This window comes from Achromobacter sp. JD-1, from assembly GCF_038594925.1.
In the GTDB taxonomy this organism is placed as follows: domain Bacteria; phylum Pseudomonadota; class Gammaproteobacteria; order Burkholderiales; family Burkholderiaceae_B; genus Achromobacter; species Achromobacter spanius_C.
Window position 1 is genome coordinate 179,579 of sequence record NZ_JBCGCS010000008.1, and the last position, 26,397, is coordinate 205,975.

23 protein-coding genes and 1 tRNA gene are annotated in these 26,397 nt (G+C 64.3%); 9 read left to right on the forward strand and 15 right to left on the reverse strand.

Annotated features, from left to right (window positions below):
• Nucleotides 1-13: 13 nt before the first annotated feature.
• Together acs and WBR68_RS14880 are read left to right on the forward strand one after the other, a co-directional pair.
• Nucleotides 14-1,969 carry an acetate--CoA ligase gene (acs, locus tag WBR68_RS14875; protein ID WP_127185466.1) on the forward strand — a complete coding sequence of 652 codons (1,956 nt, stop codon included), beginning with the start codon at nt 14-16 and terminating at the stop codon, nt 1,967-1,969.
• Nucleotides 1,970-1,976: 7 nt separating this feature from the next.
• Nucleotides 1,977-2,666 carry a response regulator transcription factor gene (locus WBR68_RS14880; RefSeq protein ID WP_230694615.1) on the forward strand — a complete coding sequence of 230 codons (690 nt, stop codon included), beginning with the start codon at nt 1,977-1,979 and terminating at the stop codon, nt 2,664-2,666.
• Here the strand turns inward: WBR68_RS14880 and WBR68_RS14885 are convergent.
• Both WBR68_RS14885 and WBR68_RS14890 read right to left on the reverse strand, forming a co-directional pair.
• On the reverse strand, nt 2,643-4,400 hold the full coding sequence (locus tag WBR68_RS14885; RefSeq protein ID WP_230694616.1) for a PAS-domain containing protein: 1,758 nt from the start codon (nt 4,398-4,400) through the stop codon (nt 2,643-2,645). The genes WBR68_RS14880 and WBR68_RS14885 overlap by 24 nt on opposite strands.
• 158 nt (nt 4,401-4,558) lie before the next feature.
• Nucleotides 4,559-4,633, reverse strand: a tRNA-Arg gene (locus WBR68_RS14890).
• Nucleotides 4,634-5,139: 506 nt separating this feature from the next.
• Between WBR68_RS14890 and pbpG the strand changes: the two genes are divergently transcribed.
• Nucleotides 5,140-6,393 (forward strand): D-alanyl-D-alanine endopeptidase, encoded by a 1,254-nt coding sequence (pbpG, locus tag WBR68_RS14895; RefSeq protein WP_050449770.1) that lies wholly within the window; start codon nt 5,140-5,142, stop codon nt 6,391-6,393.
• 73 nt (nt 6,394-6,466) lie between these two features.
• On the opposite strand, the gene WBR68_RS14900 is transcribed toward pbpG, so the two are convergent.
• Nucleotides 6,467-6,856, reverse strand: a complete 390-nt coding sequence (locus WBR68_RS14900; protein ID WP_230694617.1) for a ribbon-helix-helix domain-containing protein — start codon at nt 6,854-6,856, stop codon at nt 6,467-6,469.
• A 211-nt stretch (nt 6,857-7,067) separates the two neighbouring features.
• Between WBR68_RS14900 and adhP the strand changes: the two genes are divergently transcribed.
• The gene (gene adhP, locus WBR68_RS14905; protein ID WP_230694618.1) at nt 7,068-8,093 is read left to right on the forward strand and encodes an alcohol dehydrogenase AdhP; all 1,026 of its coding nucleotides are present in this window, start codon (nt 7,068-7,070) and stop codon (nt 8,091-8,093) included.
• A gap of 24 nt (nt 8,094-8,117) precedes the next feature.
• On the opposite strand, the gene WBR68_RS14910 is transcribed toward adhP, so the two are convergent.
• The 4 genes from WBR68_RS14910 to WBR68_RS14925 all read right to left on the reverse strand — a co-directional run bounded on the left by WBR68_RS14910 (nt 8,118) and on the right by WBR68_RS14925 (nt 11,529).
• Nucleotides 8,118-8,696: a DJ-1/PfpI family protein gene (locus WBR68_RS14910; protein WP_050449768.1), complete on the reverse strand. Its 579-nt coding sequence runs from the start codon at nt 8,694-8,696 to the stop codon at nt 8,118-8,120.
• Between the two features lie 130 nt (nt 8,697-8,826).
• On the reverse strand, nt 8,827-9,531 hold the full coding sequence (locus WBR68_RS14915) for an SDR family NAD(P)-dependent oxidoreductase (protein ID WP_230694619.1): 705 nt from the start codon (nt 9,529-9,531) through the stop codon (nt 8,827-8,829).
• Complete coding sequence (locus tag WBR68_RS14920) at nt 9,521-10,489, reverse strand: Bug family tripartite tricarboxylate transporter substrate binding protein (RefSeq protein ID WP_127185472.1); 969 nt, start codon at nt 10,487-10,489, stop codon at nt 9,521-9,523. Before WBR68_RS14920 ends, WBR68_RS14915 begins: the two co-directional genes overlap by 11 nt.
• A gap of 101 nt (nt 10,490-10,590) precedes the next feature.
• Nucleotides 10,591-11,529 carry a dihydrodipicolinate synthase family protein gene (locus tag WBR68_RS14925; protein ID WP_230694620.1) on the reverse strand — a complete coding sequence of 313 codons (939 nt, stop codon included), beginning with the start codon at nt 11,527-11,529 and terminating at the stop codon, nt 10,591-10,593.
• Nucleotides 11,530-11,668: 139 nt separating this feature from the next.
• On the opposite strand from WBR68_RS14925, the gene WBR68_RS14930 reads away from it, so the two are divergent.
• A complete protein-coding gene (locus tag WBR68_RS14930; protein ID WP_230694621.1) occupies nt 11,669-12,586 on the forward strand; it encodes a LysR family transcriptional regulator in 918 nt (305 codons plus the stop codon).
• A gap of 181 nt (nt 12,587-12,767) precedes the next feature.
• Nucleotides 12,768-13,772 carry an NADP-dependent oxidoreductase gene (locus tag WBR68_RS14935; protein WP_230694622.1) on the forward strand — a complete coding sequence of 335 codons (1,005 nt, stop codon included), beginning with the start codon at nt 12,768-12,770 and terminating at the stop codon, nt 13,770-13,772.
• A gap of 9 nt (nt 13,773-13,781) precedes the next feature.
• Here the strand turns inward: WBR68_RS14935 and ybaK are convergent, their stop codons facing one another.
• From ybaK to WBR68_RS14950, 3 genes are read right to left on the reverse strand one after another with little or no spacing between them, the layout of a single operon-like run.
• Nucleotides 13,782-14,270: a Cys-tRNA(Pro) deacylase gene (gene ybaK / locus WBR68_RS14940; RefSeq protein ID WP_050449761.1), complete on the reverse strand. Its 489-nt coding sequence runs from the start codon at nt 14,268-14,270 to the stop codon at nt 13,782-13,784.
• 38 nt (nt 14,271-14,308) lie between these two features.
• Nucleotides 14,309-15,292, reverse strand: coding sequence for a site-specific tyrosine recombinase XerD (gene xerD / locus WBR68_RS14945; RefSeq protein ID WP_230694623.1), 984 nt, complete (start codon nt 15,290-15,292; stop codon nt 14,309-14,311).
• Nucleotides 15,293-15,333: 41 nt separating this feature from the next.
• Complete coding sequence (locus WBR68_RS14950; protein ID WP_050449760.1) at nt 15,334-16,248, reverse strand: LysR substrate-binding domain-containing protein; 915 nt, start codon at nt 16,246-16,248, stop codon at nt 15,334-15,336.
• Nucleotides 16,249-16,384: 136 nt separating this feature from the next.
• Between WBR68_RS14950 and WBR68_RS14955 the strand changes: the two genes are divergently transcribed.
• On the forward strand, nt 16,385-18,067 hold the full coding sequence (locus WBR68_RS14955) for a thiamine pyrophosphate-binding protein (RefSeq protein WP_050449759.1): 1,683 nt from the start codon (nt 16,385-16,387) through the stop codon (nt 18,065-18,067).
• A 132-nt stretch (nt 18,068-18,199) separates the two neighbouring features.
• Entirely contained in the window at nt 18,200-19,393 is a 1,194-nt protein-coding gene (locus tag WBR68_RS14960; protein ID WP_050449758.1) for an acyl-CoA dehydrogenase, read from the forward strand.
• A gap of 286 nt (nt 19,394-19,679) precedes the next feature.
• Here WBR68_RS14960 and WBR68_RS14965 read toward each other — a convergent pair whose 3' ends face one another.
• From WBR68_RS14965 to WBR68_RS14985, 5 genes are all read right to left on the reverse strand, one after another.
• The gene (locus WBR68_RS14965) at nt 19,680-20,123 is read right to left on the reverse strand and encodes a MaoC family dehydratase (protein WP_050449757.1); all 444 of its coding nucleotides are present in this window, start codon (nt 20,121-20,123) and stop codon (nt 19,680-19,682) included.
• 79 nt (nt 20,124-20,202) lie between these two features.
• Nucleotides 20,203-21,453: a benzoyl-CoA 2,3-epoxidase subunit BoxA gene (gene boxA / locus WBR68_RS14970; protein WP_230694624.1), complete on the reverse strand. Its 1,251-nt coding sequence runs from the start codon at nt 21,451-21,453 to the stop codon at nt 20,203-20,205.
• Between the two features lie 54 nt (nt 21,454-21,507).
• Entirely contained in the window at nt 21,508-22,935 is a 1,428-nt protein-coding gene (gene boxB, locus WBR68_RS14975; RefSeq protein WP_050449755.1) for a benzoyl-CoA 2,3-epoxidase subunit BoxB, read from the reverse strand.
• 48 nt (nt 22,936-22,983) lie between these two features.
• Nucleotides 22,984-24,654, reverse strand: coding sequence for a 2,3-epoxybenzoyl-CoA dihydrolase (boxC, locus tag WBR68_RS14980; protein ID WP_230694665.1), 1,671 nt, complete (start codon nt 24,652-24,654; stop codon nt 22,984-22,986).
• A gap of 171 nt (nt 24,655-24,825) precedes the next feature.
• Complete coding sequence (locus WBR68_RS14985) at nt 24,826-25,734, reverse strand: helix-turn-helix transcriptional regulator (RefSeq protein ID WP_050449754.1); 909 nt, start codon at nt 25,732-25,734, stop codon at nt 24,826-24,828.
• Between the two features lie 178 nt (nt 25,735-25,912).
• Here WBR68_RS14985 and WBR68_RS14990 point away from each other — a divergent pair, with 178 nt between their 5' ends.
• Nucleotides 25,913-26,389 (forward strand): DUF4863 family protein, encoded by a 477-nt coding sequence (locus WBR68_RS14990; protein WP_230694625.1) that lies wholly within the window; start codon nt 25,913-25,915, stop codon nt 26,387-26,389.
• The last annotated feature ends 8 nt before the right edge of the window (nt 26,390-26,397 follow it).

Here is a 26,397-nt window from a genome sequence, read left to right on the forward strand (position 1 = left end):
CTCAGGAGCCGTCATGGAACCCATACGCGAGCGCTACCCCGTCCCCCAGGGGTTTGCCGGACCCCACACCGTCACGCAGGAGCAGTACGACGCCAGCTACGCGGCCTCGTTGCGCGACCCCGACGCGTTCTGGGCGGACGTGGCCAAGCGCCTGCAGTGGTATCGCGAACCCACCCAGATCCGTGACGTCAACCTGCTGCCCGACAACTTCCATATCCGCTGGTATGCCGACGGCGAACTCAACGTCAGCGTCAACTGCCTGGACCGGCACCTGGAAACGCGCGGCGACAAGACCGCGCTGATCTGGGAATCCGACGACCCCGCCATTCCTTCGCAACGGCTTACCTACCGCGAGCTGCACGCCAGGGTCTGCAGGATGGGCAATGCACTGCGCCGCCAGGGCATCGGGCGCGGCGACCGCGTGACGATCTATCTGCCGATGATCGTCGACACCGTGGTGGCGCTGCTGGCGTGCGCGCGCATCGGCGCGGTGCATAACGTGGTGTTCGGCGGCTTTGCGCCGGCGTCCATTGCCGACCGCGTGCGCAACTGCGGCGCGCGCGCCATCATCACCGCAGACGGCGGCCGCCGTGCGGGCCGCGGCGTTGCGCTGAAAGCCAACGTGGACGCCGCGCTGGACATGCCCGGCATGGAAGGCGTGCGCACCGTGCTGGTGGTGCCGCACACGGGCGAACCCGTCAACATGACCGCTGAACGCGACTACTGGCTGGACCGCCTGATGGAACGCGAGCCGGACGACTGCCCGCCTGAACGCATGAATGCCGAAGACCCGCTGTTCATTCTTTACACCTCGGGCAGCACCGGCAAGCCCAAGGGCATGCTGCACACCACGGGCGGCTACCTGGTCTATGCCGCCTACACGCACGCCACCCTGTTCGACCTTCGCGACAGCGACGTCTTCTGGTGCACGGCCGACGTGGGCTGGATCACCGGCCACAGCTACCTGGTCTATGGCCCCTTGGCCAACGGCGCCACCACCCTCATGTTCGAAGGCGTGCCCAGCTACCCCGACGCCTCGCGCTTCTGGCAGGTCATCGACAAACACGCCGTCACCATCTTCTACACCGCCCCCACCGCGATTCGCGCGTTGATGCGCGAAGGGCCCGAGCCCGTGCTGCGCACGTCACGCAAGTCCTTGCGACTGCTGGGGTCGGTGGGCGAACCCATCAACCCCGAAGCCTGGCGCTGGTATCACGACGTGGTGGGCGCGGGCCGCTGCCCCATCGTGGACACCTGGTGGCAAACCGAAACGGGCGGCATCCTGATTTCGCCGCTGCCCGGCGCGCGGGCCGGCAAGCCGGGCGCGGCAAGCACACCCTTTTATGGCATCCGGCCGGAACTGGTCGATGTGACAACCGGCGCCATCATCCAGGGCCCCGGCGAAGGCAACCTGTTCATCCGCGATTCCTGGCCCGGTCAGGCGCGTTCGGTGTACGGCGATGAACAGCGCTACATCCAGGGCTGCTTCAAGGACTATCCGGGTATGTACTTCACGGGCGACAGTTGCCGCCGCGACGAAGACGGCGACTACTGGATCACCGGGCGGGTGGACGACGTGCTCAACGTCAGCGGACACCGCTTAGGCACCGCCGAACTGGAAAGCGCCTTGGTGTCGCACCCCAAGGTGGCCGAAGCCGCCGCGGTGGGCTTCGCGCACGACATCAAGGGCCAGGGCATCTACGTCTACGTCACGCTGAAAGCCGGCGCGCAGCAGTCCGACACGCTGCGCCAGGAACTGGTGGCGCATGTACGCCGCGAGATCGGCCCGATTGCAACGCCCGACCACCTGCAGTGGGCGCCCAGTCTGCCCAAGACGCGCTCGGGCAAGATCATGCGCCGCATTCTGCGCAAGATTGCCGAGAACACCATCGACGACCTGGGCGACATCACCACGCTGGCCGATCCCGCCGTGGTCCAGACGCTGGTGCGCGAGCGCCGTGTGGCATGATCGGACGATGCCTGTCCTGCTGATCGCCGACGACCACCCGCTGTTTCGCGAAGCCTTGCGAGGGGTGATCGGCCGTGTGTTCCCGGACGCCGTCATACACGAAGCCGACCAGATCCCCGTGCTCTACGATCTGGTCGACTCCTGCCCCAACGCCGACCTGCTGTTGCTGGACCTGGACATGCCGGGTTCTTTCGGCCTGGGGCCGCTTGGCCATTTGCGCAACCAGCATCCGCAGTTGCCCATCGTGATTGTGTCGGCGCATGAAGACGCGCTATTGATACGCCGCGCGCTGGATCACGGTGCGATGGGCTTCATCCCGAAATCATCAGACGCCGATACGCTGGGCGCGGCCTTGCTGCATGTGATGGACGGCGGCACCTGGGAGCCCGATACCGGCGGCGCCATCATTGCCGCAAGCCGCGGCGCCCTGCCGCGCGAGCCGGCCATGGCGGCCAATGTGCGCGAACTGACGCCGCAGCAGTTCCGGGTATTGCAGATGGTGGGCGCGGGATTGCTGAACAAGCAGATTGCGCACGAATTGCAGATATCGGAAGCCACCATCAAGGCCCACATGACCGTTGTGATGCGCAAGCTGCGGGTATCGAACCGCACGCAAGCCGTGTTGATCGCCGCGCGGCTGGGTCTTGGCACCTGGCGCTATGGCGCTATCGCGTCAAACCCCAGGGGTGAAGCGTGATGCGGCCAAGCCATGTTGCTCCGAACTCCGCTGCGCCAATTCTTGATGCGCCAACCCTGTATCCGCCAACCCTTGATATGCCGGCTCGTGGTGCGTCAACATCTGCGCGCGCAGCTTCGCCGTCAGCAAGGCACGCAGCGAGGCCGGCTTGATGGGCTTGGTCAGCACCCGATAACCGCGCGCCCGCGCCGCCTGCGCCAAGGCATCTGCGCCATCCGCCACCAGCAGCGCGCCTCGCGCGGCAGGCGAGCCGGCGCGCAAGGCGTCCAGGCTATCCAACCCGTTCATACGGTCGCGCAGAAGGAAGTCCACCAATAGAACATGAGGCTGATGCCGCATCAGCGCCAGGGCGTCGTCCAACGTGGCCGCGCACCACACACTGGCCTGCCAGCCGCCCAACAGCGCCTGCAAGCCACCGAGCACTTCCGAGTCGTTGTCCAGGCACAGCACCCGCAAACCTTGTAGCGAGGCATGCACGGGCGACCATTGCAACCGCGACGCCGCGCCGCTCAAGCGAGCCCGCGCGGGCCTTGGGGTTGCAACGCCGGGCACGCTGACCGAAAACACGCTGCCACGGCCCAGCGCCGAGCGCGCGTCCAGCCCATGTCCCAGCAACGACGCAAAGCGACGGCAGATGGACAGCCCCAGGCCGAAGCTGCGCCCTTCCCGGTTCTGCGGCTTTTCGTAGCGCTGGAACTCGTCGTAGATGCGGCGCAATTGATGCGGGGGAATGCCCGGCCCGGTGTCCCACACTTGCAGTTGTACTTGCCCGCCTTGCGAACGCGCTGACAACAGAATGCGGCCGCCCCCCGTGTAACGCAGCGCATTGGCCAGAAAGTTCTGCAAGATACGGCGCAACAGGCGCGGGTCGCTGCGCACCAGCAGCGAAGGTTTGGCGTGCAGGCGCAGTTGCAAGCCGGCCCGCAGCGCCACGTGGCCGTATTGGTCGGCCAGTTGGCGCAGCATGGGTTCCACGTTGAAGTCGCTGAGTTCGGGCTTGAGCACCCCCGCGTTCAGCCGCGAGACATCCAGCAGGCCGTCAAGCAATTCTTCCGCCGCACGCAGCGACGTGTTGATGCGGCCCGCCAGATAGCGTTGCGCCTCGGGCCGGTCTTCCTCGTTCAGCGCCGACGCAAACAGACGCGCCGCGTTGATGGGTTGCAGCACGTCGTGACTGACGGCGGTCAGGAACTGGGTGCGAGACTGCTGCGCCGCTTCGGCCTCTTGCGCCCGCGCACTGACGCGCTGCTCAAGCGTGTTGTTGATGTCTCGTAGCTCACGTTCGACGCGCTTGAAATCGGTGATGTCGCTATAGCTGGTGACGTAACCGCCGCGCGGCAATGGCCGGCCACGCAATTCCAGCACGCGCCCAGACCGCAAGGTGCGCTGCCGGTGATAGACGGCGCCAGCCTGCATCAAGGCGATGCGCTTGCCTACCAGGGCGTCGATATCCAGGCCCGGGTCCGACCCGAACTTGCCGCGATGCGCATTGAAGCGGATGAGGTCGGCCACGGGTTGGCCCACGCGCAGCAGACCGTCGGGGTAATCGAACAGGCGCTGATACTGCTGGTTCCACGCCACCAGCCGCATACGCGCATCCACCACGCTTACGCCCTGATCCATGCTGTCCAGCGTGGCCAACAGATCGGGCATGCGTAGCGGGTTGTGCCTCAAGGCGGCATACGCCAGCAGGGCAAAGGTCAACAAGGCAAGCGCAAGCCAGCCCAGCATCATGGTGGAAGTCTCCTGCGTCAGGGGTCGGGCCGCGGGCGCAGGTTGTAATTGTGTTGGGTCCCGTCGGCACTGCGCGCATTATGACGCCGCCTTGGCGCGGGTAGCACATGCCGACGCTATCGGCACAGCAATTTCAGACGAATCCTAAATCGACAAGATGGCGTCTCCGACAGGAATCGAACCTGTATCTAGGACTTAGGAGGTCCTTGTTCTATCCGTTGAACTACGGAGACACACTGCGGGCGGGATTGTATCGCTTTTCAAAGGCAGGCTTGCGATGCGAGGCGGAATATGAAATGGACCGCACGATGCACACGGGCAATGTGGCTCGCATCCGCGTCCGGCCAGGTGGCTAACCGGTTCGGACGGGCCGCCTTGCAAGCTTTGTCTTGAAGTCCTGACGTATGTCGCAGATGACGTGGATATAAACGATCTTCCCCACCACCTCATGGATGACGCGGTTCTTCGCAACCCGACGTTCAGCCAAATGAGGGTTATTCCGGGCTACGCTCACGCGCGCCGCGCCGTTAGCTTCTCATCTCGGCACTGTGACAAATTGCATCCATGACGTATGCGTCACTATTATTTTTTTATGACAACATGGCGAATCGCCTTGCACACCTCTTGATGTACTGTTTAAATTCGTCGCGTAAGCCCCTAATTCATCTGGACTTTTTCTGAACCGACGACACGCCGGCTTGAGAAACATTTCTTCACAGCTTGATAAGCCTGCTCAACCATGGCATTTTCCTGGAAACGTGCAATTGCGAACGCGGTAGCGCCGATGGCGCTGGCGATGTGCGCGCTCCTGCCCCCTGCCGCGCAAGCCGCGAAAAATTCCGACCCTTGCAAGACCAACGCCAAATCGGCGGCTTGCAAGGCGCAACAGGCCAAGAAGGCCCCTGCCCCGAAGGCCGCGTCCGGCAAGAGCTCGGCCGGCAAGCAAGCCGCGCCCAAAGCCACTCCCAAATCGTCCTCCAGCGCCAAGAAGGCGCCGCCCAAGTCTTCGTCCACCGCCAAGAAAAGCCCACCCAAGTCTTCGTCCACGGCGAAAAAAACGCCGCCCAAAAGCGGCAGACAAGTGGCCGCCAAGGGCACGCCGCCCAAAAAGGGTGCGGCCGCGGGCAAGAACGGCAAACCCAACAAGCCGGGCCGCGCGCAACGCGCCGCGGCGGTGGCGGCCTCGGCCGCCATGCCGCCGGCCGCTTCATCGGTGCAAGCCGAAGCCGCCGCGCTGCGCTCCAGCACCGCTTATGTGCAAGACCTGGAAACGTCGACGGTTCTGTTCGCCAAGAACGCGAACGTCGTGCGCCCCATCGCTTCCATTTCGAAGCTGATGACCGCCGTCGTGGTGGTGGACGCCAACCTGCCGATGGACGAAATGCTGGAGATTACCGACGATGACATCGACGGCCTCAAGCACACCACGTCGCGGTTGCGGGTGGGCACCAAGCTGTCGCGCGGCGACATGCTGCACCTGGCGTTGATGTCGTCCGAAAACCGCGCGGCCAACGCGCTGGGCCGCCACTACCCGGGCGGCCTGCCCGCGTTCGTGGCCGCCATGAACGCCAAGGCGCAATCGCTGGGCATGACCAGCACGCACTTCATCGAGCCCACCGGCCTGTCCAGCGACAACGTGTCGTCGCCGCACGATCTGGCCCGTCTGCTGCGCGCGGCCTCGCAACGCCCGCTGATCCATCGCTACTCGACCGATACCGAGTACGACGTTGAAATCAACCACCGCACGCAGACCTTCCGTAATACCAATCTGCTGGTGCGCAAGCCCGACTGGGACATCAAGGTGTCCAAGACCGGCTACATCAACGAGGCCGGCGAATGCCTGGTGATGCTGGCGCGCATCAATGGCCGTGACCTGGCCATCGTGCTGCTGGACTCGCAAGGCAAGCTGTCGCGCATTGGCGACGCCGTGCGCATCCGCCGCATTCTGCAAAGCGAAGTGGCAATGGCGGCATCGATACCGCCTGGTGGCTGACCGCCTGCGGGCAGGCCGCCCCATGACGAGTGCATAAGGCCCGATCCGATCGGGCCTTGTTTTTTTAAGCCGCCTAAGCGGCAACGCGCCGCTTGGCGCGCAGCGGTTCTGCGTCGTACATCGACGTCGGCAGCCCTTCCAGCACCGCTTGCGGATTCAGGGACCGGATCGGCACCGAGGCATCCTGCGGAATGCGTCCATCGGCCTGCAACAACTGATAGCGCAGGCAGCAGACACGCAGGAAGGACGTGAAATTGGCGGCCTCGCCACGGTATTCGATCAGTTCGTCGTACAGCCGTTCGATCAGTTGCGTGACGCGCATGCCGTCGCGCCCGGCGATTTCTTCCAGCACCTGCCAGAACAATCGCTCCAGCCGCAAGCTGGTCGCCACGCCATGCAGGCGCAGCGAACGGGTTTCGGGCGCGTAGGAATGCTCGCTCGCGCGGATGAAGATTTCACACATATAAGCTCCCGGACCAGGGGCCAGGCGAGCCTGCCCGGCGCGCCTCTCGGACGACCACTTTACGACGTTTGGCGCGGCGCTCGCAACACACCAAGGGGCTTAGGGCCGCGGCATGCGCCCCCCTGGCATGTGGTCGCGGTTGATAAAAGTCATGGTGCCGAACACGCAGGCGGTCGAGCATAGGCAAACTGACCTGAAGATGGAGCAGACGATGGAAAAGACCATGAAAGCCGCGGTGGCGCGCGCATTCGGCAAACCCCTGGTGATCGAAGAAGTGGCCGTGCCCCACCCGGGCCCGGGCGAGTTGCTGGTCAAGATAGAAGCCTGCGGTGTCTGCCATACCGACCTGCACGCGGTGCAGGGCGACTGGCCCGTGAAGCCCAATCCCCCCTTCATTCCCGGCCACGAAGGCGTGGGCCATGTGGTTGCGGTGGGCGCTGGCGTGACCCATGTGAAGGAAGGCGACCGCGTGGGCATCCCCTGGCTGTACTCCGCCTGCGGCCACTGCGAACACTGCCTGGGCGGCTGGGAAACACTGTGTGAGCAGCAACAGAACGCCGGCTACTCCGTCAACGGCGGATTCGCCGAGTACGCGTTGGCCGCCGCCGACTACGTGGGGCTGCTGCCCAAGAATCTGGGCTTTGTCGACATCGCCCCCGTGTTGTGCGCGGGCGTGACCGTGTACAAGGGCCTGAAGATGACGGACACGCGCCCGGGCAATTGGGTGGTGATATCCGGCATTGGCGGCTTGGGCCACATGGCGGTGCAATACGCCCGGGCCATGGGCCTGAACGTGGCCGCGGTTGACATCGATGACACCAAGCTGGACCTGGCCCGCCGACTGGGCGCCGAGGTTACCGTCAACGCCAGGACCACCGACCCCGCCGCCTACCTGAAGCGCGAAATCGGCGGCGCGCATGGCGCACTGATCACGGCGGTATCGCCCAAGGCGTTTGAGCAGGCGCTGGGCATGGTGCGGCGCGGCGGCACCGTGGCGCTGAACGGTTTGCCGCCGGGCGACTTCCCGCTGTCGATCTTCGACATGGTGTTGAATGGCGTGACCGTGCGCGGCTCTATCGTGGGGTCGCGGCTGGACCTGCAAGAGTCCTTGCAGTTTGCCGAAGCCGGCAAGGTGCGCGCCACCGTGTCCACGGATCGGCTGGAGAACATCAACGGCGTGTTCGACCGCATGAAGCAGGGCCAGATCGAAGGCCGGGTGGTGCTGGACTTTGCCTGATGCAGTCCAGCACCGGTCCGCGCATCAGTGCGTGATCTTGGTGCCCAGCACGGCCAGAAACTGCGACAGCCATGCCGGGTGCGCGGGCCAGGCCGGCGCCGTCACCAGGTTGCCATCGGTGTAGGCTTGATCAATGCCGATCTCGGCATAGGTGCCGCCCGCCAGCCGCACCTCGGGCGCGCACGCGGGGTACGCCGAGCAGGTGCGCCCTTTCAAGATACCGGCCGCGGCGAGCAATTGCGCGCCGTGGCACACCGCGGCGATGGGTTTGCCGGCCTGATCGAAGTCGCGCACGATATCCAGCACTTTCTCGTTCAGCCGCAGATATTCGGGCGCGCGTCCACCCGGTATCACCAAGCCGTCGTAGGAGGCGGGCTCGACGCGGTCAAAGTCAAAATTCAGCGCAAAGTTGTGGCCGCGCTTTTCACTGTAGGTCTGTGCGCCTTCGAAATCGTGGATGGCGGTGGCGATGGTGTCACCGGCCTTCTTGTCCGGGCAGACCGCGTGCACTGTGTGCCCCACCGCCAGCAGCGTCTGGAAGGGCACCATGGTTTCGTAGTCTTCGGCGTAATCGCCGACCAGCATCAATAGTTTCTTGCTCATGAATGTCTCCTTGGGATGAGGGGCGGCCGGTTCAGCGCCCGCCAGGGGCTCCGGTTCTTGATGTTCTGGGAGACATTGTGCTCGCCACGACGACGCAGGGGGTGGTAATGGGATACCACAGCGGGCCTGCTCAGCGCGGCAATGACGCGCCGCCGCAGATGGCGATGTCCTGGCCGGTAATGGCGCCCGCCTGTGGCGACAGCAGGAACGCCACCAGCGCCGCCACTTCCTCGGGCTGTATCAAGCGGCCAATCGGAGGCATGCGCGGCGCGCTGCCCGCGCGGGCGGGGTCCTGCAACATGCCCGTCTGCGTGGCGGCCGGCGACACCACGTTTACGGTGACACCCTGGGGCGCCAGTTCCGCGGCCCAACTGCGCGCCAGCGCCACCAGCGCGGCCTTGGACGCCGCGTACTGGCTGCGCCCGGGCATGCCCTGGGCCGTCCGGCTGCCCACCAGCACCACGCGGCCGTCACCGCGTTCGGCCATGCCCGGGGTCAGCACCTGGGCCAACCGCACCGCCACATCCACGTGCAGCTTCCACATGCGTTCGCCGTCGGCGGGGTCCAACTGCGCCAGGGGCCCCACCCGCATGATGCCCGCGGCATGCACCAACGCGCCGGCGTGCTTGCAGCCCTGCAACGCCTGCCGGGTAGCGGCTTCATCGCACAGATCAACGATGATGTGGCGATAGGCCGCATGCCGCGCCACGGCCGGCCCGATGTCCAGGCCCGCCACCTGCCAGCCCGCGTCCAGCAGGCGCTGCACAATGGCCAAGCCGATGCCGCCCGTGGCGCCGGTCACCACCGCCAGCGCGCCCGCCGGATTATTCAACATGGATATTTCCTTCCTGGATGATTTTGCGCGACCGTGCCATGTCGTCTTTCTGGAAGCGTGCAAACGCCGCGGCCGACCCCGGCGTCAACGACACGCCCAGTTGTTCGTACTTGGCCGTCATGCCGGAAGCCAAGGCCTTGTTGACCTCGGCGTTCAGCTTCTCGACGATGGCCCCAGGCGTGCCGGCGGGCGCCCACAGTCCGTACCAGCTGTAGAACTGATAGCCGGGCAGGACTTCGCTGACCGTGGGCACGTCGGGCAGGTTTGGCAGACGCGCGTCAGACGTCACGGCCAGGATCTTCAGCATGCCGCTTTTGTAGTACGACACGGCGCCCAAAACCGGATCGATGAAGCCATCAATGCGCCCACCAACCAAGTCCTGCAATGCGGGCGACGTGCCGCGATAGGGTATGACCATGTAGTCCAGGCCGCCCTGGCGTTTCAACAGCTCGGTGGCCAGATGGCCGGCAGACCCAATGGAGCCCACGGCGAAGGTAAGCTGGCCCGGGTTCTTCTTGGCATAGGCCAATAAGCCGGCCAGGTCGGTGACGGGCAGATCTTTCTTCACCGATACCGACAGCGGCGCCTTGCCCGCCATGGCCACCGGCACGAAATTCTTGTTCACGTCGAAGGGCACCGCCTTCATGGTCATGGGCGCCGTGGTGAATGTCGACGCATTGAACAGCAAGGTATAGCCATCGGCCGGTGATTTGGCGACGACGTCGGCGCCGATGATGCCGTTGCCGCCCGACCGGTTTTCCACGATGAAGCTTTGACCGGTCTGCTCGCTGAGTTTCTGCGCCAGGTCGCGGCCCAGCATATCCAGCGTGCCGCCGGGCGGGAACGGAATCACAAACCGGACCTGCCGTGATGGATAGGTGTCCTGCGCATGCGCCATGCCGCCACCAATAGCCAGGCACAACGCGACCATGGCGCGCAACGCGATTCTCTTTTTCATGATGTGTCTCCTCTCTTATTTATTTTTACTTAGCGCATCGTGCAGGGGGTTGGCCTCATGCCACCCCGCTGCATCCGTGCGGTTACAGGCGCAATAGTGCTTCAGCGAGCCAGCAAGCCCGCGCCGGTCAACGCCGCGCGCAACGCCTGCATGTCGGCGTCGTCGGGCGCCTCGGTGGGCGGGCGCACGGTCGCGCTTTCCAGCACGCCGGCCAGATACATGCCGGCCTTCATGCGAGCATGGGCTTCCCCGGTGGGCTCTCCACCGCCGTAGACGGCGCCTTTCAGCGGCGTGATCAAGGCCTGCACTTGCTGCGCGCGCTTCAGGTCGCCTGCCTTGACGGCATCCCACAGGTCAATGATCAGTTGCGGGATGAACGTGGCGAAGCCGACCAGCGCGCCGTCCACGCCCTGCACCATCGACGCCAGCAGGTATTCGTCGTGGCAGGTCAGGATGGCCTTGGACGCATCGGCCTCACGCAGCGCCTGGATGTCGCGCGCATATTTGTTCATGTCGCGCTGGCCCACCTTGAACGCCTGCACGTAGGGCAATCGGGCCAGGTCGCCCATCAGCTTGGCCGAGTAGGACGCCCGCGTCCACGCCGGGTAAACGTGGCACACCAGATCAAGATCAGGCGCGGCCTCGTGGATCGCCTGGAAATACGCCAGCGCATGGCCTGGCGTGAAGCCAAAGCGCAGCCAGTGATGCGGCGGCATGACGTCCAGCGCGGCGGCGCCCGCTTCGCGCGCGGCGCGTGCATGTTCCTGCGCTTCGGCGATGCCTTCGCAGACAATCGAAGAAATCACGGGCAGCTTGCCGCGCAGCTCATCGGCCACGATGCGCGTCACCTGCGCGCGCTCCGATGGGGTCAGCGAAAACACTTCGCCCGTATGGCCGTTGGTCATGACGGCCACAACGCCATCATGACCCGCCAGCCACGAGGCCAGGCGGCGCAGCGCGGGTTCGTCGATACGATGATCGTCGGTAAAGGGGCAGGAAATTGCCGGAATGATGCCGCGGTAATTCGAGATGGAAGCCATTGTTGTCTCCGTGTATGAGGCCTGGGAATGGCAGGTATGATTGCGGCACCCCCATGGGGTCGTCCAATACTCGAAACGCATAGAATTATGTTTGCCGCGGCGCACACCTGACATGGGACCTGGAAACCGACCCCTGGACATGAATTGGCTTGAGGACTTTTGCTCTCTGGCCGAGACAGGCAGTTTTTCGCGCGCGGCGGAAGCCCGCGCCATCGCGCAGCCGGCGTTCAGCCGACACATCCGCGCGCTGGAAGAATGGGTGGGCGCTGACCTGTTCGACCGCAGTACACACCCCACCGAACTGACCGCCGCGGGCCGAAAATTCCTGCCGCTGCTCAAGCAGGTCATGGCCGACCTCGAAGCCGCGCGCATCAAGGCGCTGGCCGCCCATGCCCAGGAAGGCGCCAGCTTGCGTTTTGCGGCCACCCACCTGCTGTCGTTGACGTTCTTTCCCCAATGGCTGACCCGGCTGGAAGCGGCGCTGGAAGTGGGCGCAATCCAGATGATGTCCGACAGTTTCCAAGCCTGCGAAGACCTGATGGCGCAGCGGCGCGTGCAGTTCCTGCTATGCCACCGTCATCCACAAGTGGCCAGCCGACTGGATGAAGTGCCCTACCCCAAGGTGCATCTGGGTACGGACATGCTGGTGCCGGTCTGCGCCCCCGCGGCCGGTGGCCTTGCCGACACGCCGGCGCACCGCCTCGACGACGACGGCGTGGTGCCCTTTCTTGCCTATGGGCCGGCCTCCGGCCTGGGCCGCATCGTCAGCCACCAATTGCGGCACAAGGCGATGCCAGCTGAACGCATCCAGACCGCCTTCGTTGGCCCCCACGCCACGTTGCTGCGATCCATGGCGATACAAGGCCGAGGCATCGCCTGGCTACCCGACATGCTGGTGCATGATGACCTGCAACAGGGCAGCTTGATTCGGGCAGGCGGGAAGGAATGGGACATCCCGCTGGACATCTGCCTGTTTCGCCAACCTAGCGACATGGCTGCCGTGGCCGAGAATCTATGGGCGCTGGTGGCTGCGGGAAACCCTCCGCCGCGGGAATAACCCGGGCCGCCCCGGCATTGCGCCATTGCCCTGTTTCCGGCGCTTGCCGCAGAAAACCATTTAGATTACGATCGACATCATAATGAATCCCGCGTGATGGATTTCGACGTCGCGCGGGCTTCGTGTTGACCGCGGCCACCCCGTGCGCGCGGCCTTTTATCTGGCCACAGGCTACGCAACCATGCAGGCATTTTTCATCGAGCGCTACAAAGACATTGGCAAGCTTGGCCAATTGCCCGAGCCCTCTGTCGGCGACAACGATGTCTTGGTGCAGGTGCATGCCGCCAGCGTCAACGCGCTGGACGCCAAGATCCGCAAAGGTGAATTCAAGCTCATCCTTCCCTATCGTTTCCCCCTGGTGCTTGGCAACGACCTGGCGGGAGTCGTCGTGCGGGTCGGCAGAAACGTGCGCCAATTCAAACCGGGCGACGAAGTCTATGGGCGACCGCCGGACGATCGCATCGGCAGCTTCGCCGAGTTGATTGCGGTTAATGAAGACGCGCTGGCCCTCAAACCCCGCAACCTGAACATGGAACAGGCGGCTTCGCTGCCCTTGGTCGCGCTGACCGCGTGGCAGGTGCTGGTGGAAACCGCGCAGGTGAAGCCGGGGCAAAAGGTGTTGATACACGCCGGGTCCGGTGGTGTCGGAACCATCGCCATCCAGCTTGCCAAGCACCTGGGCGCTTTTGTCGCTACGACAACCAGCACGCCAAACGTCGATTGGGTGCGGGATTTGGGCGCCGATGTTGTCATCGACTACCGCACACAAGCGTTCGAATCGACGCTGCGCGACTACGACGTGGTCCTCAACAGCTTGGGGCCGGACGTACTGGATAAATCGTTTCAGGTGCTCAAAGCCGGATCCGGAGCACGACTGATTTCCATCTCTGGCCCGCCGACGCCCGCCTTCGCCGAACAACAAGGGCTATCGTGGGGATTGAAGCAGGCATTGCGGCTTCTTAGCTGGCGCGTTCGCCGGAAAGCGGCCAAGGCTGGCGTCAACTATGACTTCTTGTTCATGCGCGCACACGGAGAACAGCTGCGACAGATCACCGGGCTAGTCGAATCCGGCGCCATCCAGCCCGTGATCGATCGCGTTTTTCCATTGGCTGCCACGCACGAGGCCTTGGCCTATGTCGAAAGCGGCAGAGCGAAGGGCAAGGTGGTGGTTAGGCTCAGTGCGTGAGCTACTTCCCTATTCCAGCGCCACCGACACCGGCTTGGCGCCCAGCACCGTGACCAACGCATTGGGGTCGATGCCAATCAAATAACCCCGCCGTCCGCCGTTGATGTAGACCACGGGATAGCTCAGCACGTCAGCCTCGACCCACACCGGCATTTTCTTTCGGGTGCCAAAGGGCGACGTGCCGCCCACCTGGTAACCGGAATGCCGCTGCGCTACCTCGGGCTTGCAGGGTTCGACTCTTTTCAGCCCCGCCTGGCGCGCCAGGTTCTTGGTGGAGACCTCGCGGTCGCCATGCATGACGACGATCAGCGGCTTGGCGGATTCGTCTTCCATCACCAGCGTCTTCACGACCGCGTGCGGGTCCAGGCCCAACTGGCGCGCGGCTTCGCCCGCGCCGCCATGGTCTACGTAGTCGTAAGTGTGTTCGGTGTAGGGCACCTTGTGCTGCTTGAGCAGTTGTGTGGCGGGGGTTTCGGAAACGTGGCGGGCTTTGCTCATGGTGTTGCCGGAAAAAAATAGAGCGCGGACTTGGATGATTATCCGCGCGGATGGTGCGCGGCATGCAGCGCCTTCAGGCGCTCGCGCGCGACATGAGTGTATATCTGCGTAGTGGAAATGTCGGCGTGGCCCAGCAGCATCTGCACCACGCGCAGGTCGGCGCCATGGTTAAGCAGGTGCGTGGCGAAGGCGTGGCGCAAGACGTGCGGCGAGAGCGGCGCGTGGATGTCGGCCAGCAACGCATACTTCTTCACCAACTGCCAGAACGCCTGGCGCGACATGGCTTCGGCGCGGCCGGTGATGAACAGCGCATCGCTCTGGCGGCCGGCGGCCAGTTCGGGGCGCGCGGTCTTCAGATACTGATCTATCCAGTGGGCCGCCTCGGCGCCCAGCGGCACCAGGCGGTCTTTGCCGCCCTTGCCCAGCACCACGCGCACCACGCCTTCATTCAGGCTGACGTCCAGGGCGCGCACGCCCACCAATTCGGACACGCGCAAGCCGGTGGCGTACAGCGTTTCCAGCATGGCGCGGTCGCGCAGGCCGCGCGGCTGCGTCACGTCGGGCGCGCGCAGCAAGGCGTCCACTTGTTGCTCGGACAAGGTCTTGGGCAGGCGTGGCGGCTGCTTGGCGGCGATCAGGGTCAGGCAGGGGTCGCGTTCCGAGCGATGTTCGCGCAGCGCCCACGCAAAGAAGCGGCGCAGCGCGGCCAGGCGGCGATTGGCGGTGGTGGCGCGGGTTTCTTCGTGGCGGAAGGCGAACCAGGCTTCGATGTCGGCTTTTTGCGCGTCGCACAGCGGTTTGGCCGGCCCCACGGGTAGCGTTTGAGCGCTTGCCGCGTCGCCCTGGCGGTCGGCCATTTCGCGGGCGTAGGCTTCCGGGTCTTCCAGCCAGCGGGCGAAACCGGTCAGGTCGCGGCGGTAGGCGGCCAGCGTGTTGGCCGACAAACCGTCTTCCAGCCACACGGCGTCAATGAAGGCGTCGATATCGGGCTGGGAAGCAAGCGGCGGGCGGGATGTCGTCATGCCCTTCGTGGTTTCCTTCGGCGTTCCCTTCGTCATGGCCTTCACCGTTCCCCCACCCCCGCCGCCGCCGACTTCAGCCAGGCTTCAAACAGCTTGAGGGCATCCGACCGGTCGCTGCGCTGCGGATAGCCAAAGTAATAGCCCTGGCTGACCGTCAGAGATTGCGGCACCGGCATGGCCAGCGTGCCCTGGTCCAACGCGGGTTGGGCCAGAAAGCGCGGCATCAGCCCCACGCCCAGGCCGGCCTGCACCGCCGCCATCACCATGGTGAACAGTTCATAGCGCGGGCCGCCGGCCGCCTGCGGGCCATATAGATGGTTGTTGGCGGCATACCACTGGCGCCAGGCGTCCGGCCGCGACGCCAGGTGCAAGTGGGTCATGCCGGCCAGTACGCTGACGCCAGCCTGCGCCTCCTGGGCCGCCCGCGCGGCAAGTTCAGGCGCGCACACGGGCACCAATTCGCGCTCGGGAAACAGCAGCACGCCCTGGGTGCCGGGCCACAGGGCGTCGCCGTGATACACCGCACCGTCAAAGGGCTGGTCCTTGAACTGGAATGGCAGCGTGCGTACCGACAGGCTGACGGTGATGTCGGCATGCGCCCGCTGAAAATCCGCCAGGCGCGGGATGAGCCAGGTGGTGGCCAGCGTGGGCACCACCGCAATATGGATGCTGCGGCCCATGCCCGTGCGGCTGACCAGGCCAAAGGTGTCTTTTTCGATCTGATCCAGATGGTGACGGATCCGGCCGGCGTATTCGGCGCCGTGGTCGGTCAACACGATGCGGCGGCGCACGCGGGTGAACAACTGCACGCCCAGCCGCGCTTCCAGGCTGGCCACCTGCCGGTAGACGGCGCTGTGCGTCAGGGACAGTTCTTCTGCGGCGCGGGAAAAGCTGCCGAGCCGGGCGGATGCCTCGAACGCCTGCAGGGCGGTCAAGTTGGGAATGCCGTTTCTCATGGAGCAAAACTGCCTGAAAGCCAACGGGCACTACGTGCCGGGGAATCAATAGATTGTGCAATTTTATCAATTGCGTTGTGCGGCCAGGGCACATATCCTCGAGAGTCTTATCCTCGGCTACCCACGACACCCCACCATGTCTCAGCAAGATTCCCGCCTTGGCGGTCACATTCTGGTCGACCAACTGGTCGCCCAGGGCGTCAAACACGTTTTCTGCGTTCCCGGCGAGAGCTATCTGGCGGTGCTGGACGGGCTGCACGACGCGGATATCAAAGTTACCGTGTGCCGCCAGGAAGGCGGCGCGGCCATGATGGCCGACGCCCACGGCAAGCTGACCGGTGAACCCGGTATCTGCATGGTCACCCGTGGCCCGGGCGCGTCCAACGCGCTGGCCGGCGTGCACATCGCCAAGCAGGATTCCACGCCGCTGATTCTGTTCGTGGGCCAGATCGAACGCGGCATGCGCGAGCGCGAAGCCTTTCAGGAAATGGACTACCGCGCCGTGTTCGGCACGCAGGCCAAGTGGGTTACCGAGATCGATCAGGTTGAACGCATTCCCGAACTGATCTCGCGCGCGTTCCACATCGCCACGTCCGGCCGCCCCGGCCCCGTCGTGATCGCGCTGCCCGAAGACATGCTGGTGGAAGCCGCCAAGGTGGCCGACGCCCCGCGCTACGAATTGATTGACTCCGCGCCCACGGCCGGCCAGTTGGCCGACCTGGAAAAGTTGTTGGCCGACGCCAAGAACCCGGTCGCCATCCTGGGCGGCACCCGCTGGGACGCCCGCGCCGTGCAGCAGTTTGCCGATTTCGCGCAGCGCCATGCGCTGCCCACGGCGGTGTCGTTCCGCCGCCAGATGCTGTTCCCGGCGGATCACCCCTGCTTCATCGGTGACGTGGGCCTGGGCATCAACCCGGCGCTGCTCAAGCGCGTGGCCGATGCCGACCTGATTCTGCTGGTGGGCGGCCGCATGTCCGAAAACCCCAGCCAGGCCTACACGCTGCTGGACATTCCGGTGCCCAAGCAGAAGCTGGTGCACGTGCATCCTGACACCGCCGAGCTTGGCCGCGTCTACCGCGCCACGCTGGCCATCAACACGTCGCCCGCCGCGTTCGCCGAATCGCTGGGCAGCCTGAAGGCGCCGGCCAAGCCCGTGTGGGCCGAAGGCACGCAAGCCATGCGCGAGTCGTACCTGAAGTGGAGCGACCCGGAAGCCGTGACGACGCCGGGCGCGCTGCAGATGGGCCAGGTGATGGCGTATCTGGAAAAGACGCTGCCGGCCGACGCCATCATGACCAACGGCGCGGGCAACTACGCCACCTGGCTGCATCGCTTCCACCGCTTCACGCGCTTTGGCACGCAGTTGGCGCCGACATCCGGTTCGATGGGTTACGGCCTGCCCGCGGCAGTGGGCGCCAAGCGCGTCTGGCCCGACAAGACGGTTGTCTGCTTTGCCGGCGACGGCTGCTTCCTGATGCATGGCCAGGAATTCGCCACCGCCGTCCAGTACGACCTGCCCATCGTCGTGGTGCTGGTCGATAACGGCATGTACGGCACCATCCGCATGCACCAGGAAAAGCACTACCCCGGCCGCGTGTCCGCAACCGAACTGAAGAACCCCGACTTTGCCGACTACGCGCGCGCCTTCGGCGGCCACGGCGAGCGCGTCGAAACCACCGAGCAGTTCGGCCCGGCGTTCGAACGCGCGTTGGCCAGCGGCAAGCCGGCCATCCTGCATTGCTTCATCGACCCCGAAACCATCACCCCGTCGACGACCTTGGAAAAGATCCGCGACGCGGCGCTGAAAGCTCAGCACTGAACCCTCGACCGGGCCGGTAAACATGGCGGTGCGCCCAGGCGGGCCGCCCTCGCAAACCCGAACTTGCCGCCCGAATTATTTTAGGTTTAAACTTTCTAGATTCCGAATACGGATCCATAGCGGAGACCCAGCATGTCCTCGAATCCTTCTTTTCAATGGCAAGATCCCCTGTTGCTGGACCAGCAACTGACCGAAGAAGAACGCATGGTGCGCGACGCCGCCTATGCCTATTCGCAGGACAAGCTTGCCCCCCGCGTGCTGAACGCCTTCCGCAACGAGAAGACCGATCCGGAAATCTTCTCGGAAATGGGTGAACTGGGCCTGTTGGGCGCCACCATTCCCGAAGAATACGGCGGCGCCGGCATGAACTATGTCAGCTACGGCCTGATCGCCCGCGAAGTCGAGCGCATCGACTCCGGCTACCGCTCGATGATGAGCGTGCAGTCGTCGCTGGTGATGGTGCCTATCAACGAATTCGGCAGCGAAGCGCAAAAGCAGAAGTACCTGCCCAAGCTGGCTCGCGGTGAATGGATCGGCTGCTTCGGCCTGACCGAACCCAACCACGGTTCCGACCCCGGCGGCATGGAAACCCGCGCCGTCAAGACGTCCGACGGCTACAAGATTTCCGGCAACAAGATGTGGATCACGAATTCGCCCATCGCGGATGTGTTCGTGGTGTGGGCCAAGTGCGTCGGCGGCGACTTCGACGGCAAGATCCGCGGCTTCATCCTGGACAAGGGCATGAAGGGCCTGTCGGCCCCGGCCATCCACGGCAAGGTCGGCCTGCGCGCGTCGATCACCGGCGAAATCGTCATGGACGAAGTGGAAGTGTCCGAAGACCAGATGATGCCCGGCGTGTCCGGCCTGAAGGGTCCGTTCACGTGCTTGAATTCCGCCCGTTATGGCATCGCCTGGGGTGCTGTTGGCGCCGCCGAAGCCTGCTGGCATACGGCTCGCCAGTACACGCTGGACCGCAAGCAATTCGGCCGCCCGTTGGCTGCCAACCAGCTGATCCAGAAGAAGCTGGCCGACATGCAAACCGAAATCACGCTGGCCCTGCAAGGCTGCCTGCGTTTGGGCCGCATGAAGGACGAAGGCACCGCCGCTGTGGAAATCACGTCCATCATGAAGCGCAATTCCTGCGGCAAGGCCCTGGACATCGCCCGCCTGGCGCGCGACATGCTGGGTGGCAACGGCATTTCCGACGAATTCGGCGTGGCCCGCCATTTGGTGAACCTGGAAGTGGTCAACACCTACGAAGGCACCCACGACGTGCACGCGCTGATCCTGGGCCGCGCCCAAACGGGCATCCAGGCGTTCTATTGATCGCTAGTCAGGCTTGAATGAAAATCCCGCTTTCGTGAAGAAGGCGGGATTTTTTTTTGTGGCGCCGGTTGATGGGTTACGCGCGCTATCCGACAGTGTCCTTGCCCCGGCATTCCCGCGCTCCACCCATCCTACGACGCGGTGCGGCGCGCGGCACATCCGCCAAAATCACACCCGCCATCGCGCAAACCCAACATCCCCCGCAAGCCGTAGGATGGGTGCAGCGCGCGATGCACCAGCCAAACGCACAACCCGCCATCGCGCAAACCCATCATCCCACCCCCGCCTAATTCTCCCCCGACAGATCAAACAAACTCGTCGCGTCCATTTCCAATACGCCTTCGTCGTGCTGATTGATCACCGTCCAGGACCACGTAATAATCCCCAGATCCGGGCGTGACGACGACGTTCTCGCGCCCTGCACACGTGCTTCCAATCGCAGGGTATCGCCCGGGCGCACCGGCGTGCGCCACCGCACTTCTCCCAAGCCCGGCGAACCGAACGATTCCGAATCATGCAGCGCGGCGTCCACCGCCATGCGCATGGCCAGCGCGCAGGTATGCCAACCACTGGCGATCAAGCCACCCCAGCGGCCCTCCGCCGCGCGCTTCGGGTCGGTGTGGAACCACTGCGGGTCGAACTTGCGGGCGAACTCCAGAATCTCGGCTTCAGTGATGGTGACCGGACCGGCCTTGATCAACATGCCGTCTTTGAACTCAGCGAACTTCATTTGTTTTTTCCCCCGAAAAAGCAATCGGCGCGCTCAAGGCGCGCCGTGCTTTTCACGTATGTCACGCTTGTGTATGACGCTAATAAGTCTCGAAATGCAGGCGCCCTTCGCGGCGCAGCATATCGTGCAGGATAGACCAATCCTGCCCCCCTTGCATCGTCACGTCCCGCAAGGCGTCCAGCACGCCGACTTCCATGCCTTTCAGGCCGCACACATAGATGCAGGTATTGCGGTCAGCCAGCAATTCGCGCACCTGCCCCGCCCGATCGCGGATCAAATCCTGCACATAACGCTTGGGCTGGCCGGGTTCGCGCGACAGCGCCAGGTTGATGTCAATGAAGTCGCGCGGCAGCTTCATCAGCGGGCCGAAATACGGCAGTTCGCGTTCGGTGCGCGCGCCGAAAAACAGCATCAGCTTGCCGTTTTCGCCGGTATCAATACGCCGCCGGTAGCGTTCGGTCATCGCGCGCATCGGCGCGGAACCCGTGCCCGTGCAGATCATGATGAGATTCGCGCGCGGGTGGTTCGGCATCAGGAACGTATGGCCAAAGGGGCCGATGACTTGCACCGTGTCGTTCTTGGCCAAATCGCACAAATAGTTTGAACACACGCCATGCGCGGCCACGCCGCCGTGGTCCTCGGTCACGCGCTTAACCGTCAGCGACAGGTTGTTGTAGCCCGCGCGTTCGCCGTCGCGCGGGCTCGCCAGTGAATACTGGCGCGCATGATGCGGCCGGCCTTGTGCGTCTACCCCAGGCGGCAGGATACCGATGGACTGGCCCTCCAGCACGGGAAACGGCAGTTCGCCAAAGTCCAGCACGATGTGATGGATATCGCTTTCCGTATCGGCGCCCGTCACGCGATAGTTGCCAACGACGGTCGCCGTCATGGGCGCCTTATGCGTGTAGAGATTGACATAGGGATGCGCGGCCGACCACGGCGGCACGGACGCGCCCGGCAGCGTGAATGTCGTTTGCGCGGCCGGTTGTGCAAGCACGTCGGACGCTTCATCCGAAGAAGGCGCTGCAGCAGCGGCATCATCCACCACCGGCAGCGCCTTTTCCTTGGGCAACTCTTCCCAGCCGAATTGCTCTTGCACCGAATACGCTTCGCTGCGCACCATCAGCCGCCAGTTGTCGATTGATCCCGTCGGGCACGGCGGCACGCAGGCCATGCAGCCATTGCAAATGTCGGGGTCCACCACGTAGTTGTTGGAATCGTGCGTGATCGCGTCGACCGGACAGGTCTCTTCGCATGTGTTGCAGCGGATGCAGATCTCGGGATCGATCAGGTGCTGCTTGAGCACCTGTGCGGGTAAGGGAGCGTTCATCGCGGTCTTCCCAATGCGCGGGCGGGCGGCACGCGCGCGCCGCCCTTGTCGCCTTCAGTTGAAACGGACGTAATCAAAATTCACCGGCTGGCGATTCACGCCCATGACAGGCGGCGCGATCCAGTTGGCGAACTTGCCGGGTTCCGTCACCCGGCCCATCAACGACGCGACAAACGCGCGGTCTTCGGGCGTGGGCAGCCACTTGTGGCTGTTGGCCTGCCACTGCGCTTCCGACACGATCTCGCCTTCGGGCGACATGCGGATGCCGGCCAGCGTGCCGATCTGCCGATTGAACGCCTTGTGCGGCACCTGCAGGCGGAACGGAATGCCGCTTTTTTCGATGACCTTGTTCCAGCGACCAATACCCGCCACCGAATCGCGGATGAAGTCATCGCGCAGCACTTCGTTCAGCGCGTTCAACATGGGGACTTCAACCTCGTTCAGCTTGCCGTTGTTCACGCTCAGCACGCGATAGGTGTCGTTCTTCAATTGGTGATCATCGGTGCGCTTGGACTCTTCATAGCGGCCCTTCAAGCCCGAGCCATAGAAGATGGCCGCGTTGGAAGATTGGTCTGCGCCGAACAGGTCGATGGTGACGCTGTAGTGGAAATTCAGGTAGCGCTGGATGGTGGGCAGATCAATCACGCCGGCCGCGCGCACGCTTTGCGGGTCGTCGGTCTTCAACTGGTTCATCACTTCGCAAGTGCGCTGGATCACGCGCGAGATACCGGATTCGCCCACGAACATGTGGTGCGCTTCTTCGGTCAGCATGAACTTGGTGGTGCGCGCCAGCGGGTCGAAGCTGGACTCCGCCAACGCGCACAACTGAAACTTGCCGTCGCGGTCGGTGAAGTAGGTGAACATGTAGAAGGCCAGCCAGTCCGGCGTCTTCTCGTTGAAGGCGCCCAGGATGCGCGGGTTGTCGGCATCGCCCGACGTGCGCTGCAACAGCGCGTCGGCCTCTTCGCGGCCATCGCGGCCAAAGTAGCGATGCAGCAAATACACCATGGCCCACAGGTGGCGGCCTTCTTCGACGTTGATCTGGAACAGGTTGCGCAGGTCGTACTGCGACGGCGCGGTCAGGCCCAGGTGGCGTTGCTGTTCGATCGAGGCGGGCTCGGTGTCGCCTTGCGTGACGATGATGCGGCGCAGATTGGCGCGGTGTTCGCCCGGCACGTCCTGCCACACGTCGCGGCCGATGTTCTCGCCGAAGTGGATCTTGCGCTGCCCGTCCTGCGGCGCCAGGAAGATGCCCCAGCGGTAATCCGGCATGCGCACGTGGTCGAAGTTGGCCCAACCATCGGGCTCCACGCTGACCGCCGTGCGCAGGTACACGTCGAAGCCATGCGAGCCGTCAGGCCCCATGTCTTGCCACCATTGCAGATAGTTGGGTTGCCAGTGTTCCAGCGCGCGTTGCAAGGTGCGATCGCCGGACAGGTTGACGTTATTGGGGATCTTATCGGTGTAGTTGATTCCAGACATTGTCTCGCTCCTTGTTTGTTTTCAGGCCGGGCGTCTACGACTTATTTCTTAGACCCGCTTCCAGTCGAACGCGGCCTGCTCGCCCTTGCCGTAGAGCTTTAGCGCGCCCTTGTCGCCGGCTGCGTTGGGGCGGTTGAAGATCCAGTTCTGCCAAGCCGTCAGGCGCCCGAAGATGCGCGTTTCCATCGTTTCTTTTCCGCCGAAGCGCAGGTTGGCTTCCAGCCCGGTCAAGGCGTCGGGCGACAGCGCGCGGCGCTCTTCCAGCATCATCCGCACCTCGTCGTCCCAGTCGATGCTGTCGGGCGCATAGGTCACCAGGCCCAGGTCCAGCGCGTCGGTGGCGGACAGGGCTTGCCCGGCGCGGGCGCGCACGGCTTCCAGCGGTGCGGTCTCTTCGTAAAAGCGGCGCTGCAAGCGGCTTTGGCCGTTCACCATCGGATAGGCGCCGAAGTTGCGTTCACCTACAACGATCCGCGCGGCAGGCGAGTCAACGTCTGCATCCGCATCCGCTTCGCTATCCAGCATGTAGCTGCGATCAGCCGCCAGCGCGAGTTCCAGCAAGGTGCCCACGAAGCAGGAGCCCGGTTCGATCAGCGCGAACAGGCTGCGCGACGTGACGTCCAGGCGCGCCAAGGTCCGACGCAGCATGCCGGCCGTTTCGCGCACGAACCAATGGCCGGCATGCCGTTGCAACGCGGCGTCGGCGGCCAGCACGGCATTGGCGTCGCCTTCGGTCTTGAAGATCCAGGTGCCGATGTCCAGCTCGTTGGTGCGCATCGTCAAGATGGCGTCGTCCAGTTCGCGCGCCATCTGCAAGGGCCACCATGCGGCGCCCGCGGCGATGATGTCCGCCAGTTCGGAGGGCGCCTCGCCTTCTGGGGCGCGCACAGTCCACGTGGCCAGGCGCTTGTCGCGGTCCAGTTGAATATCCACATAGCGGTACGACAAATGGTCCGCGCCTTCGGTGCGTTCGATCGGCGTCAGCGCAATGCCGGCGTCTTCCGCCTGGCGGTCGCTGCCTGCGGCCAGCGCCATCGCCCGTTCACGCACGGCCGCTTCAAAGCGCGCGGGCTTGACCACGTCGTCAACCAGCCGCCAGTCCTTGGCGCGCTGGCCGCGCACGCCTTCGACCAGCGTGCAGAAGATATCGGCATGGTCATGGCGCACACGGCGCTTGTCGGTCACGCGGGTCAGCCCGCCCGTGCCGGGCAGCACGCCCAAGAGCGGCACTTCGGGCAGCGCCACCGAGGACGAACGGTCGTCCACCAGCAGGATTTCGTCGCAGGCCAAGGCCAGCTCGTAACCGCCCCCGGCGCAAGCGCCGTTCAGCGCGGCGATGAATTTCAGGCCGCTATGGCGGCTGGAATCTTCAATGCCATTACGGGTTTCGTTGGTGAACTTGCAGAAGTTCACCTTCCAGGCGTGCGACGACAAGCCCAGCATGAAGATGTTCGCGCCCGAACAGAAGATGCGGTCTTTCATGCTGGTGACGACCACGCTTTTCACTTCGGGGTGTTCAAAGCGGACGCGTTGCAGCGCGTCGTGCAGTTCGATGTCCACGCCCAGGTCGTAGGAATTCAGCTTGAGCTTGTAGCCGGGGCGCAGGCCGCCGTCTTCGGCCACATCCATCGCCAGCGTGGCGACGGGGCCGTCAAACGACAGGCGCCAATGGCGATATTGGTCGGGCTGGGTGCGGAAATCGACGCGGGCTTCCGTCATCGATTCAGACCGGGTGCCGCCGCGGACTTCCGCCCCATTTGCGGTGCTGCTCATCGTGTGTCTCCTCGTACGCCCTGCCTGGACAGGAAAAATACTGCATCACATGAATTATTGTGCAGATTAGTTCAGGCAAAAAGGCGCGTCAAGCAAGACATGCAAGAAAGTGCAGTTTTATAGCGGCAGGCCGCAGGCCTTGCGAACCTGGGTGCGCAGGCCCGCAAAGCTCTCCTGCACTTCCAGGTTGCTGGTGACCCAGGTCAGGTCAGCCTTCTCGTAGAAGGCCTCGCGCCCAGCCAGGATGCGCTTCAGGTCGGCCATGGCTTCGTTATTGCCCGACATGGGGCGGAAGTCGCCCTGCGCCATGACGCGGCCCATGTGCTCTTCGGGCGTGGCGCGCAGCCATACCGTGTAGCAGTGCGCCAGCAGCAGGTTCAGCGTGGCCGGTTCGGACACCAGCCCGCCGGGGGTGGCCAGCACCATTTCCGGGTAGATCTGCACCGCCTCTTCCAGCGCCCGCCGTTCGTAGCGGCGATAGGCGTTGGGGCCGTACAGGTTATGGATTTCCAGGATGCTGCACCCCGCCACGCGCTCAATCTCGCGGTTAAGTTCGACAAAGGGGTAGCCCAGGTCGTCGGCCAGCATCTGGCCAAGCGTGGACTTGCCCGCGCCACGCAGGCCGATCAGCGCCACGCGCTGCGTGCGGTTGGGCCGCTGCGCGCCCGCGCCCACGCCAAACAGTTGCGTCAAGGCTTCGCGCGCGCGTTGCAGGTCGGATTCCGTGCGGCCGCTGAGCAATTCGCGGATCAGCAGCCAGTCGGGCGATTCGGTGGTGACGTCGCCCACCAGTTCAGCCAGCGCGCAATTGAAGGCGCGGGCAATCTGCAGCAGCACCAGGATGGACGCGTTGCCCACCCCATGTTCAAGATTTGCCAAATGCCGTTCCGACACGCCCGTTACCTGCGACAGGCTTTTGCGGGTCATGCCGCGTATGGCTCGCAGGCGGCGCACGCGCTCGCCCAAAGCCACCAGGAAAGCTTCCCGCCTGGGTTCGGTTGGCGCCGCATCTAGCGCTTGATTCATGTTTGGCTGACTCCGCAAATACCCTGATACGCCATGTTTTATGCACTATAGTGCTTGACCCTTTCGTATGGAAGCACTATTTTTCCTTCCAAGCAGTTCCAAGCCGTTATCGCGCAACAAAGCAGCATTCAAGTTCATGCCGCTTCCAAGGCGCCGACAGTGTAAAGGAGGAGTCCCGGTGAGCACGCCAGATCAATTCCATGCCCTGATGCGCGAGGCCACGCGCCTGGTGGCGAACCAGCCGCTGGATGACGGCTTGCAGGCGATGCTGAACCGCGAGGCCGGCCCCGACAGCATGCTGTACCAGAACATCTTCGCCGCCTGTAGGCAGGGCGTGGCCGACGGCTGGATGTGCAACCGCGAAGGCGGCGGCATCCGCTACGGGCGCGTCATCAAGCCGGCGGAAGACCTGGCCGGCTGTTCGGTGGACGTGGTCGACATGGACGACCTGGCCGGCCCCCACCACGCCCATCCCAATGGCGAAATAGACCTGATCATGCCGCTGACCACCGACGCGCGCTTTGATGGCCACGGCGCCGGTTGGCTGGTCTACGGCCCCGGCAGCGCACACAGCCCTACCGTGACGCAGGGCCGCGCGCTGGTGTTGTACCTGCTGCCCGGCGGCGCCATCGCGTTCACACGGCCCGGCGGCTGACGCCGGCG